The 12,231-nt window shown below is 51.3% G+C and carries 12 protein-coding genes; 3 read left to right on the forward strand and 9 right to left on the reverse strand.

The features are described from left to right. Positions 1-120: 120 nt before the first annotated feature. From GWK76_03220 to GWK76_03240, 5 genes are all read right to left on the reverse strand, one after another. Positions 121-1,083: a transketolase family protein gene (locus GWK76_03220; protein QHU92305.1), complete on the reverse strand. Its 963-nt coding sequence runs from the start codon at positions 1,081-1,083 to the stop codon at positions 121-123. Continuing rightward, positions 1,080-1,940 carry a transketolase gene (locus tag GWK76_03225; protein ID QHU92306.1) on the reverse strand — a complete coding sequence of 287 codons (861 nt, stop codon included), beginning with the start codon at positions 1,938-1,940 and terminating at the stop codon, positions 1,080-1,082. Before GWK76_03225 ends, GWK76_03220 begins: the two co-directional genes overlap by 4 nt. Before the next feature lie 6 nt (positions 1,941-1,946). Then, positions 1,947-2,597, reverse strand: coding sequence for a hypothetical protein (locus GWK76_03230; GenBank protein QHU92307.1), 651 nt, complete (start codon positions 2,595-2,597; stop codon positions 1,947-1,949). After that, positions 2,594-3,046, reverse strand: coding sequence for an RpiB/LacA/LacB family sugar-phosphate isomerase (locus GWK76_03235; GenBank protein ID QHU92308.1), 453 nt, complete (start codon positions 3,044-3,046; stop codon positions 2,594-2,596). The genes GWK76_03230 and GWK76_03235 overlap by 4 nt, the downstream gene beginning before the upstream one ends. Before the next feature lie 63 nt (positions 3,047-3,109). Further along, positions 3,110-3,799, reverse strand: a complete 690-nt coding sequence (locus tag GWK76_03240) for a DUF1524 domain-containing protein (GenBank protein ID QHU92309.1) — start codon at positions 3,797-3,799, stop codon at positions 3,110-3,112. 21 nt (positions 3,800-3,820) lie between these two features. Between GWK76_03240 and GWK76_03245 the strand changes: the two genes are divergently transcribed. Together GWK76_03245 and GWK76_03250 are read left to right on the forward strand one after the other, a co-directional pair. Next, positions 3,821-6,337 (forward strand): aminopeptidase, encoded by a 2,517-nt coding sequence (locus GWK76_03245; GenBank protein ID QHU92310.1) that lies wholly within the window; start codon positions 3,821-3,823, stop codon positions 6,335-6,337. A 131-nt stretch (positions 6,338-6,468) separates the two neighbouring features. Continuing rightward, positions 6,469-6,984 (forward strand): hypothetical protein, encoded by a 516-nt coding sequence (locus tag GWK76_03250; GenBank protein QHU92311.1) that lies wholly within the window; start codon positions 6,469-6,471, stop codon positions 6,982-6,984. Positions 6,985-7,007: 23 nt separating this feature from the next. On the opposite strand, the gene GWK76_03255 is transcribed toward GWK76_03250, so the two are convergent. From GWK76_03255 to rplS, 3 genes are all read right to left on the reverse strand, one after another. Continuing rightward, positions 7,008-8,135, reverse strand: a complete 1,128-nt coding sequence (locus GWK76_03255) for a ribonuclease HII (protein QHU92312.1) — start codon at positions 8,133-8,135, stop codon at positions 7,008-7,010. Continuing rightward, a complete protein-coding gene (locus GWK76_03260) occupies positions 8,119-8,628 on the reverse strand; it encodes a hypothetical protein (protein ID QHU92313.1) in 510 nt (169 codons plus the stop codon). Before GWK76_03260 ends, GWK76_03255 begins: the two co-directional genes overlap by 17 nt. 63 nt (positions 8,629-8,691) lie before the next feature. Next, on the reverse strand, positions 8,692-9,213 hold the full coding sequence (gene rplS / locus GWK76_03265; GenBank protein QHU92314.1) for a 50S ribosomal protein L19: 522 nt from the start codon (positions 9,211-9,213) through the stop codon (positions 8,692-8,694). 176 nt (positions 9,214-9,389) lie between these two features. Here rplS and GWK76_03270 point away from each other — a divergent pair, with 176 nt between their 5' ends. Next, a complete protein-coding gene (locus GWK76_03270; GenBank protein ID QHU92315.1) occupies positions 9,390-10,523 on the forward strand; it encodes an NAD-dependent malic enzyme in 1,134 nt (377 codons plus the stop codon). A gap of 74 nt (positions 10,524-10,597) precedes the next feature. Here GWK76_03270 and GWK76_03275 read toward each other — a convergent pair whose 3' ends face one another. Continuing rightward, a complete protein-coding gene (locus GWK76_03275) occupies positions 10,598-12,220 on the reverse strand; it encodes a hypothetical protein (GenBank protein QHU92316.1) in 1,623 nt (540 codons plus the stop codon). Between the last annotated feature and the right edge of the window lie 11 nt (positions 12,221-12,231).

Below are 12,231 nucleotides of genomic sequence, written 5' to 3' on the forward strand. Positions count from 1 at the left end.
CAATCCTGATAAGGGAACTTGGTATTTTTACTTATGCAGCAGCATGGGAGATGGCGACACTCGTGACAATTTCCTGTATAGCTGTGGACGCTCGAGAAATTCCCTGGCGTCTGCGCAAGCCTAAATAAATGACAGGTCATCTTTTACGTGCCGGACAACTGCTTCAACATCTAGTCCATGCTTTTGCCATAATTCAGCTACCGAGCCGCTTTCGCCGAACTGGTCGCGGACGCCGATGCGCTTTATTTTGACTGGCAATTTTTCACTAAGTACTTCCGCCACCGCACTGCCAAATCCGCCGGTGATTTGCCCTTCTTCTGCTGTCACCACACGGCCGCATTTTTGGGCGGCGGCAACGACCGCTGCTTCGTCCAGCGGCTTGATAGTGTTAAAATGCACGACTTCTGCCCGAACGCCGGCGTACGCCAATTGTTCTGCCGCCATGAGCAGCTGATACGTCATCGTGCCAGTACCGAGTAACGCCACATCGGTACCCTGCCGCAGTACAGACGCCTGGCCAATCGGCGCTTCGCCATCCAAAAACAGCGGCATGTCAGCTCGCGGCAATCGCACATAGTTTGGTCGCGGATCAGCCGCCATCGCTGCTGCCATCATTTCGGCCTCGTAGGCATCACCCGGGGCCAAGACTACCATGTTTGGTAAACTCCGCATCAGGGCGATGTCCTCCAGCATTTGGTGCGTCGCACCGTCCGCACCAACATTCAGCCCGGCATGTGAACCGACCAGCTTGACCGGCTGATCATTCAGACAAATCGTCGTCCGAATTTGCTCCCAATTACGCCCTGGACTGAACGCCGCATAACTGGCCGCAAACGGGATATTACCCATCGCTGCTAACCCTGACGCTACTGTTACCAAATTTTGCTCTGCCACACCAACCTCAATAAACCGCGGTGCACCGATTTGCTCAGCAAATTCGCCAAAGCCGACGCTATCTGCCAGGTCAGCGCTTAAGGCCACAATTTGGGGATTGTTCAATGCCGCGTGAACTAACCCATGGCCAAAACCGAGCCGCATCGACGCGGTATTCCCCATGCGCCAATCGTCCCGCAATGCGCTCATACGCCCATCCCTTCTTCCGGTTGTTTCTTAGCCAGTAAACCCAATTGTGCCAGCGCTGCGGCGGCCTGCTCAGCATTCGGCGCCTTGCCGTGCCACCGATAATCACCCTCCATAAAATCAACGCCGCGCCCGGGTATCGTATGCGCGATGATAATGCTCGGCTGCTCGCGCACTGCCTGTGCTGCTTCAATTGCCGCGATAATTCGCGCCATGTCATGCCCGTCAATTTCCTGCACCTGCCAGCCGAAACTGCGCCATTTCTCGCCCAAATCATCCAGCGGCATGACCTGCTCAGTACTGCCGCCAATTTGAATAGTATTACGGTCAATGATGGCGATTAGGCGACCTAATTTATACTTAGCTGCAAACATCGCTGCCTCCCAAATATTGCCTTCATTAAGTTCACCGTCACCTAAACTACAATATACAAGGCGATCTGAGCTCTGTAAGTGCTGCAGATAGTACGCCATGCCAGCAGCCTGGCTGAGACCGCAGCCTAACGGCCCACTGGTCGTCTCTAGCCCTGGTAATTTCACTCGCTCCGGATGCCCTTGTAGCCGCGAGCCCAACTGCCGCAAACTCATTAACTCTGATTCCGATAAAAATCCGCGCATCGCCATCGCTGCGTATAGCAGTGGCGCATAATGGCCGTTACTCATGACGAACAGATCGCGATCAGACCAATCCGGCTCTTCTGGCCGCAATCTAAGCATCTGAAAATACAACACCGCCATCACATCAGCAAACCCCAGCGGTCCCGCCACATGACCGCTGCCGGCGGCTGCTACTTGACGAATAACCAGCTGTCGTAGTTCTCGCGCCCTCTCTTCTAGCCGGCCAATCGTGAGTTCGCTCATAGCAAACTACCCGAGCACACCCGTCTTGCTAATTTCCTGCTGGAGTTTAGCAAACATTGCCGGCGGATCAGTCGCTTTTTGAATTGTCCCGCCAACATTCAGTATGTTCACACCGCCCTGAACAAGGCTATAAGCATTGTCGACCATCACACCACCATCCCAGCCAATTTCAACGTTCGGATTAATCATCTTGACGAGCCGAATTTTTTCCAGCTGTATCAGGCTGGCTGTTCCGCCAAATTTGCCTAGCTCACCGCTGAAAATCAAGACATGCTCTGCTTCCTTAATAAGTTCTTCAACAGTTTGCGGCACCGTTGGTCTCAATAGTGCCAATCCAGCCATGATACCTGAACGCTTAATTTCCTTGAGTGCCCCCAGCACGTCGCCTTTGGCCTCAGCATGAATGATAATCAAGTGCGGCCTCAGCGTGATCAACTTCGGCACATACTCATCCAGCTTGTTTACCATGGCATGAATATCAATCGTCCAACCTTCTGGCGCCCATAACTCTGGAATACCAATCGTAACGGTTGGCGCAAATTCACCATCAGTCAAATCAATATGTACCCGCTCGGCAAAGCCAGTGATTCTATCAACCTGCTCTTTGTATTGCTGGGCATTTTCTGCCAAAATTGCCGGGGCGATAACACTACTCATACGATTTCATCCAGTTGCGCATTGCGCCGATTATACCGCGGGGCATCCGCGTATGCAGTATTGAGCCACGTTTCAACAATGCCCTTCCAGGCAACTTCGTTATCCTCGAGAACCCTAGCCGGCAGACATAGTACATTCGAATTATTGTCACGCCGTGTCATCCTCGCTTCATGTGCATCCCAAATCACACTGGCGCGGATCCCCTTAAAACGATTCGCCGCCATGCACATGCCTTGACCGCCGCCGCAAATTAAAATTGCCCGTGGCTCATCCTCGCCATCACCAATCACTCGCAGCGCTGCCGCTGCTGCAAACTGCGGAAAGTCGTCATCAGGATTGAGCTCACGACCACCGACATCTTCGACCACGTAACCATTCTTTGCCAAATACGCAAATACTTTTTCTTTCAATGCAAACCCTCGATGATCTGAGCCAAGATAAATCTTCATGGGTTTAGTATAAGCGGTTTGGGCGATATTTGCAACTAATCAAGTCCTTGGAAGCTCAACTCATCACGTCGAGCCGCAGCTGGCCAACACCTTGCCCATCGCCTCTTTTTCTGCATTTGTTACCCACAGACGATATTTACGCTTGATCGCTACCTGTCGTTCAATGTACTGACAGCGAAACGGTTTGTTAGGAGGCAGCCAGGTTGCGGCGTCGCCATCGCCTTTGGCTTGGTTGGCCGGACCATCAGCAGCCAACAAATTCAGCGGATCGTTTGCCAATTTTTCTCGTTCCTCACGTGGTAGTTGCTGTGCACCTTTCTGCCACGCATCACTCAACGCCACCACGTGATCGATTTGTACTTTCGACGAGGTCTCTGGCCCGCGCTGAAACTTGATCGTTCGGCCGGTATACGGGTCACGTAGTGTCCCGGCCAGCACGCGACATTTATCGTCAATTTTTGTTTCCGTTAGATCCCGCGCCAAAATTACTTCACGCACCGAGCAGCCACTCATTTTACCCCAACCATCACTAAATTGTTTGCGGCTGTAGCCCGTTTTAGGTGCGCGACCTTTAACCTCTAGTTTAGCTAACTCCGCTTGAGCGTTTGAATCACCAAACAATTGCTGCTGCATAGACGGCGAAGTCGGCGCAACCCGCGGCTGCTGCAGCTGCACCGCCCACACTACTGCACCCACCACCGCCATGACAAGCAGTACCATGATTTGCCGACGCCTTATTTTCCCCGTTGCCATAATCTATATTATAATGAAAGTATGAAAACAGTTCCACGCCTACTCGACACCTTTATACCACATCATTACACATTAACTCTCGATCTGACGCACGCTGAAGAAAAAGTGTTTTCTGGCACGGTAATCATTTCTGGCGAGTCAACTAATGAATTAATTTCGCTACACACCAAAGACTTGACCATTCATTCAGCGTTAATTGACGATCAGCCAGCTGAGTTTTCCCATGATGAATTTGATGAGCTGCGCCTATCACGCCCAGATTTATCCAGCGGCCAGCGCACCGTTCGTGTTGAGTTTTCTGGCACTATCACCGACGCCATGCATGGACTGTATCCGTGCTACTTTACCCACGACGGCGTGAAAAAGCAATTGTTTGCCACCCAATTTGAATCGCACCATGCCCGCGAAGTCTTTCCGTGTGTTGATGAGCCAGCTGCCAAAGCCACCTATGACGTCACGCTTGTGACTGCTCCGGAACTAACCGTCCTAGGCAACATGCCCGTCGCCAAATCTTCTAAAGACGACGGCGTGCTAACAACCACCTTCGCCACCACACCACGGATGAGCAGCTACTTACTGGCTTTCGTTGTCGGCGAACTGCACAAGAAAACTGCCCGCACTAAATCTGGCGTCGAGGTAAATGTCTGGGCCACACCAGCTCAGAGCGAGGAGACCCTAGATTTTGCGCTAGATATCGCCACGCGCTCCATTGATTTTTACGATGAATATTTTGGCGTGCCATATCCGCTGCCAAAATCCGATCACGTAGCGCTGCCAGATTTCTCTTCGGGCGCCATGGAAAACTGGGGACTCATCACCTACCGCGAAAGTTGCCTGCTGGCTGATCCGAAATTAACGCCGGAATCGTCCAAACGCTTTATCGCCACCGTCATCTCTCACGAACTCAGCCACCAGTGGTTTGGTAATTTGGTGACCATGCAGTGGTGGAATGACCTGTGGCTGAACGAAAGTTTCGCTAACATGATGGAATACGTGGCGATCGACGCACTACACCCTGAGTGGCGGATGTGGGAGGAATTTGCGACAAGCGAGGTCACCGCGGCACTGCGGCGCGATAGCCTGGACGGTGTCCAGCCAGTGCAGGCCGACGTTAATCATCCGGATGAGATCAGCACGTTGTTTGACCCAGCAATTGTCTATGCAAAGGGCGGGCGTCTACTGGTGATGGTACGGCGGCTGATCGGCGAGGAGGCGTTTCGTGCAGGGCTGAAGTCATATTTTGAAAAATTTGCTTACCAAAACACTGTTGGTAATGATTTATGGCAGGAGCTAGAAACCGCCAGCGAACAGCCGATTGTTGACTTGATGAACACTTGGATTTCGCAGCCAGGTTTGCCGATTGTACAGGTCGAGCAAGATAGTTCTGATAGACAACCTACCGCCACCCTGCGCCAGGAACGCTTTTTCATCGGTGATCATCAGCCGTCCGACGTCCTGTGGCCGATTCCGCTGTTCGCCAATCAGCCGCTTGATGATATTCTGACCGAGCGCGAGAAAACATTTACGATAAATAGCGACGTTCGACTGAACTGCGGACTGAACGGACATTTCGTAACGCATTACGACTCAGTAATGCGAGACCGATTGATCGAAAAGGCGGCAGAATTACCGACATTAGATAAAATTTGCTTACTGCAAGACATGACGCTGCTAACACGGGCTGGACGAGAAAGTTCGGCGGCGCTGCTACCGCTGGCACGCGTTTTTCAGCACGAGACCAATGAGAAGGTTTTTAGTATGGCGGCCGGTGCGCTGGCGGAATTACGGAAATTTGTTGACGATAACGAAGCAGGACGTGCTCGGCTAAAGCAGATTTCTGCTGAATTTGCCCACGATACCTTCATGGAACTTGGCTGGGATGAACGGAGCGGCGAGTCTGATGATGATCGCAAGCGGCGCACGGCAGCGCTGGGTTTGATGTTATATGGTGAGGATTCAGTAGCGCTCACGGAGGCCAAACGACGTTTTGACGAAACCGACCCAGATGATTTACCAGCTGAGATTCGCCCGCTGATCATCAACGCCAATGTCAGACAGTTTGAGACGCCAGAAATGATTGACAAGCTTTTTACGATATATCAGAATACGCCGTCAGCCGACCTGCAGGTTGATATCGCACTAAGCTTGACCTCGACGAAGAATCCAGCAACTACCGAGCAAATTTTAACAGCGATCAAGGATACTACTATCATACGTCCACAAGATGCCAGCCGCTGGTTTATTTATCTGATCCGTACGCGGGAAAACCGGCAAATTGCTTGGAATTGGCTGAAAGAAAATTGGTCGTGGGTGAAAGATACCTTTGGCGGCGATAAAAGCTACGATACTTTTATCCGCTACGCCGCCAGCGCTCTGTTGACCCGTGATGAGCTAAACGATTTCACCGAATTTACCACGCCGCTGCGCGCCGAACCAGCCCTGACCCGCACCATTGATCTGGGCATCCGCGAAATCGCTGGCAGAGTAGCACTGATTGAGCGGGATCAGGCCGCGGTTATTGATGCTCTTGATAGGTAATGTTGAATTATACGCTTTTACAGTTGACTTATTTAATATCAAGTGGTATAATCACGGATAAACATTTAGTCACACTGAGTGGAGTTGGCACGTGTTTGAGGTAATAAATTAACTCAATTTAAGGAGATTCTATGGGAAATCACAACACTATTGGTAGCCAGGGAGACCGGAGAGATACACTACACCAAATAGCTGACACCGCGCGTAGGCTGGGGCAAAAGGCCGTGGCTTGGGCTTTAATGGCTGGCACAGCCGCATTTGGAGTCGTAGGCTGCTCAGGGAAGAGAACCACCGAACACAAGACTGTCTCCGTGGCTTGCGGCCACGATTCGTTAGCAGTACCGCAGATTGAGAGTGCTGAAACTTACGAATATAATATAACTAGAGAGCCAAGGCTCGGAGTAGTTACTGTTGGTTGCCCCGGCGGCGGCAATGTCATAGTTACTGGTATAAATGAACCAAGCAGTAATCCTACGCCAAGGGGTGAGCTATTTCCACATACTCTTGAGATAACCGCCCTTTGCTCACGAGGCGACACAGGCTTCAAAACACGCGTTATCGACACGCCAGCCGGTAACAATATATTTGAAGCCACCATAGAAGACTGTTCTATCGAAAGTGCAGTAATCAACCGAGACCCTAACTAACGACACATCGCCAAATTTATACCCTACACCACTAGGCATTCGGTGTTGTAATCCCTGTCAACAGCTATAGCTAACATCCGCATATCACGCCCCTCGTGTTGCGGATGTTTTATCATAAATAGCTCAGCTGCAAAGCGCATTTGTCGCTGTTTTTTGTTGGTAATCGCCGCCAAGCCATCACCATATCTGGAATTCTTGCGATATTTGACTTCGGAGAAATACAGCACATCATCTTTTATGCTGACGATGTCAATCTCGCAGTACCGTGTCCGCCAGTTGCGGGCAATGATCTCATGTCCGTCCGCCACTAGCTGATCCGCTGCTACTTGCTCACCCCTATCCCCAATTTGGCGAGTTGTTGCTAATTTTTCCGTTTCTGGAGCGGTATTTGGTACATCGATTTGCATAACATCTTCGGTGCCTACAAAATCGACTGGAGTGATATCCTCGGAAAAAATTTGGGCAACTTTACGTGGGTCCCGAATTATTTTCTGAGGATATCCGACAGGCGACTCATTCGGTAGAGCACTTGACTTTTTTCGGTGCAGATTCTGTGAATTCATGCTACCCACATACTTCTGTAGCGGTGCAAAACTCAGCCGATGCAGCGGCGTCACGCCCAACCGCTCAATTGCCGTACGGTGCTTGGCCACGCCATAGCCAGCATTTGACGCGAAGCCATACCCTGGATAGACCACGTCTTGCTCGGCCATAAACTGGTCGCGCGCTACTTTAGCGATAATCGATGCCGCCGACACACCGGGGATCAAACCATCGGCCTTGGCCATCACTGTCACGTATTGCTCTAGCGCCGTATCCGCTAAGAAATTCACCGTCCCGTCAATGATAATTTCATCAAACGCCACATTATTCGCTTTGCATTGCAACTGAATTTGCTTGACCGCCCGCCGCGTTGCCAGTCGCAACGCCTGGCTCATGCCAACGTCGTCCAATTCCCTGGCACTCACCCAGCCCAGCGCCCAGGCAGCCGCCTGCTCGCGAATCACCCCATCTAAAACCTCGCGGCGTTTTTTAGTCAATTTTTTACTGTCGTTTAGCCCTTCAATCTCAGCACCACCCAAAATCACTGCGCCCACCACCAATGGCCCAGCCCACGGACCGCGCCCAACTTCATCAATGCCGAGAATCATGCGCGCGCTGACCCTTTTTCACATCCTTTTTTACGCCCGAACGTATGAGCACCCAGCCGATCCACACCGCCGTCGCACCCAGCGTATTTGCCAAAATATCCCAATTGGTATCGTCCAGCGTGATACGCGCCAGCCCTACCTTAACCATCAATAATTCCGCCAGTTCATTGATACAGCCCAGCGCCGACACCAACGCAAACACCGAGAACGCCATCACCAACCAGTGCGCCCGCCAGCGTGTCGCCAGCACCAAATATACCCACACTAGTCCCGTAAACAACCCGCCGCCCACGAAATGCGTCGTAAAACTGGTGTCTCGCCCCTCAATCAGCGGCGACGGCAAATACCACGAGATGAAAAACAGCACGCACGCAACATATAGCAGCCAGCGGTACTTTACTTCATCGGTAAAACCCTGGCGGCGCAACACGTACGGCACCGCAAATGCCAAAGTCACCGGAACAAATACAGAGATATAGTGAAAGATCGACATATTGGCATTATACCATGAGAAAACCGCCCCCCAGAGAGAGCGGCCTATGTGTCTCAAAACTAATTACGCTTCTTTGTGGCGAGCTGCGACCTCGGCAGCCTTGACGTCAAGTTCTGCCTGAGCAGCGTCTTTTTCGGCTTGCTTGGCAGCGGCAGCCTGTGCGGCCTCCTCTTTCAAGCGTTCAGCTTCTGCTTCAGCCTTGGCGTCATGCACGTTGTTGACAGCTACGCGGTCAAAGTTTTTGGCAGTCAAGCGAGCTGATTTACCAGAGCGCTTACGCAAGAAGCTGAGGAACTTGCGGCGAACCTTAGCGCGGCGAACAATTTCCACTTTCTCGATCAGCGGACTGTGCAGCAAGAATGATTTTTCCACGCCAACGCCTGAGGCAATTTTACGAACGGTGATGCGTGAGGTGTGTGACTGTTTGTTGTCGGTGCGAATAACCACACCTTCAAACATCTGGATACGCTCTTTGTTGCCTTCCTTAATTTTCTGGTACACACGCACGGTGTCACCACTGCGGACATCAACAACTGCTTGCTTTTTCTGTGCTTGATTGACTTTGTTGATTAGTTCAAAACTCATACTGTTTTCCTCTGTTTCGGGATCTTAACAGCTGGCCATATAGTTGTATCCCTATAGCTCCACACTGAAAGACTCGATATTTAATGTCACCGATACAATTAGTTATCAATTCTAGCACAATTACCCAAAGATAGCAACTCCTGAAAACTTCACCAAACTGCGCTATAATTGACCGCATGGATTACAATACACTAGCACTTGAATTACACAAGAAATATAAGGGTAAAATTACTACCAGCTTGCGCGACCAGGAGAAACTGGACCGTGACAAATTAAGCGCCTATTACAGCCCAGGCGTGGGTGCGGTCAGCCAGGCGATTGCCGAAAACCCAGCGGATTTACCAAAGTACACCTGGACGAATAATCTAGTCGGCGTGATTTCTGACGGCTCAGCGATTTTAGGCTTGGGCGATTTGGGACCGAAAGCCGCCATGCCGGTGATGGAAGGCAAGGCGCTGCTGTTCAAGCATTTCGCTAATGTCGACGCTGTGCCGGTTGTACTGGACGTTCACCAACCAGAAGAAATTATTGCCACGATCAAGGCAATCGCACCGAGCTTTGGGGCGATTAACCTGGAAGACATCGCCGCACCAAAATGTTTTGAGATTGAAGAGCGCCTGAAGGCTGAGCTGGACATCCCCGTGTTTCATGACGACCAACATGGTACAGCGATAGTGGTGTTGGCGGGGCTGATCAATGCCGCGAAATTGACGAGACGAAATTTGGCAGACTGTAAATTTGTAGTCATTGGCGCGGGCGCAGCCGGTACGGCCATCATCAAATTATTGCACTTATACGGCGCGAGGAGCATCATGGCAGTAGATAGCCGCGGCATTGTTGGTGCGTCTCGCACTGATTTGAATGCGGAAAAAACTGCACTGTTAGAATACGTCGACGCTTCACAATCCGGCTCCATTGACGACGCCATCACCGATGCTGACGTATTTATTGGTGTGTCGCGCGCTGGGCTGCTCACACCTGAATTGGTACAGAAAATGGCCGAGGATCCAATCATCTTTGCCCTGGCAAACCCGGTACCAGAAATCATGCCAGACGTCGCCCGAGAGGCGGGCGTAGCAGTCATCGCTACTGGCCGCAGCGATTTTCCAAACCAAATTAATAATTCCCTGGCCTTCCCAGGTATCTTCCGCGGGGCGCTCGATCATGGTGTGAAAAAAATCACCGACCAGCACAAACTCGCAGCAGCCAAAGCACTGGCGGCACTAGTTGAAAACCCAACGGCCGATGAAGTCATTCCTTCGCCATTTGATGAGCGAGTGCCGTCAACCGTCGCTCGTGTTATCACATAACCCTATTCGCATATGCTAACAATCATAATGGAAACCGTCGGAGTGATGGCCTTAGCGTGGCTTTTTGATGTCCACTAGATAACTCGATTAACTTCCTCAAGTGTCGTCTCGCCGCGCAAAGCCGCTAGCACGCCCGCCTGCAGCAGCGTCACCATGCCATGTTTCTTGGCTGTAGCCTCAATCGCCTCGGTGTGCACATCAGCAATATCGCCACGTAGAAACTTCTGAATTTCCTCAGTCACCACCAATTGCTCCATCACTGGGATACGCCCCTTGTAGCCAAACGGCACCTCGTCGGTCGCCACGGGTCGCCACAGCTTGAACGTATCAAGATCAGGACAATCAACATGTGACGGTAGATCCCGCAAGACCTCCTTTACCCAGTTGCGTGTTGCCTCATCTGGTTCATACTCTTCCTTGCTCTCATCATGCAGGCGCCGCACCAGCCGCTGAGCGATCAGTAGTCGCACCGCTGAACTAAAAATTGGATTCTGCCCGATCATATCAATAATTCGACTAAACGCCGCTGACGTCGAGTTAGCATGAAAGCTTGACAGCACCAGATGCCCGGTAATCGACGCCTGAATTGCTGTCTTGGCGGTTTCCTGATCACGAATCTCACCAACCATCACCACGTCTGGGTCAAGACGTAACACGCTACGCAGCCCATCATCAAACCGCTGGCCAGCCGCCGTATCAATCGGGATCTGCGTAATGCCGGGAATGGTATTTTCTACTGGATCTTCCAGTGTAATCACTTTACGATCCGGCGTATTGAGCGCATTGAGAATGCTGTACAAAGTCGTTGACTTACCCGAGCCAGTTGGCCCAACTAACAGCACCAGACCACGCGGATGGGAAATGATCTCATCAATTTGCGCCCGCTCAGCCGCACCGATACTGAGCAAGTCTAGGTTCAACATCGAGGTGTCAAAATTAAATAAGCGCAGCACTACGTCTTGACCATACATGGTTGGCACTGCTTCGACACGGAGGTTAAGGAGGTGTGATATACCGTCACGATGGATTTCTTGCTGCATGTGCCCCGACTGCGGCTCATTGGACGCCGTCGAAATATTTGCTCGCGAAGCCAGCGCCGCCATGATAACTCGATAACGATCACGGCCCAGCTCCGCCACCGAGTGCAGCGCGCCATCAACGCGCATCCGCACCCGAATAGTATCGCGCTGATTCTCAATATGAATATCCGACGCATTCAGCCGATCCGCCTGATCGATCAAATAGTTAAACACGTCGTTCGTGCCGACGGTCGCTAATGTCTGGCTGACCTGCTGGAGTGTGTCACTATCACCCTCTTTGGCAATTTCGATATTATCATAAATCACTTTCTTTGGCGGATCAAATCGCAGCATTAACGACCTAAAGCCCGAGGCCGATATTAGAAAGAACTTAGCAATAATACCCTGCTCGCGGTAGTTATTAGTCATCGTTGCTACTAATGATTGTGGTGTCTGTGACGTAATGCCAAACCGATATGACTGCTCGTCAGGGTTTATCGCCAGCGGCACAACGTGTCCGTTATACATCTCTTCAATCGTCAAAATATCACGAATCAGCGGAATTGTCTGCTCAAACTCGCGAGCATCCAGATACTGCAGGCCTAAAATCGCCGCTCGTTTCCGGGTCGCGTCTTCATCTTGATCGCGACGTTGTTGTTGAATTCGATCTTCATCCATCAACCTTATTA

The organism is Candidatus Saccharibacteria bacterium oral taxon 488, from assembly GCA_010202465.1.
Taxonomy (GTDB): Bacteria; Patescibacteriota; Saccharimonadia; order Saccharimonadales; family Saccharimonadaceae; genus Nanosynbacter.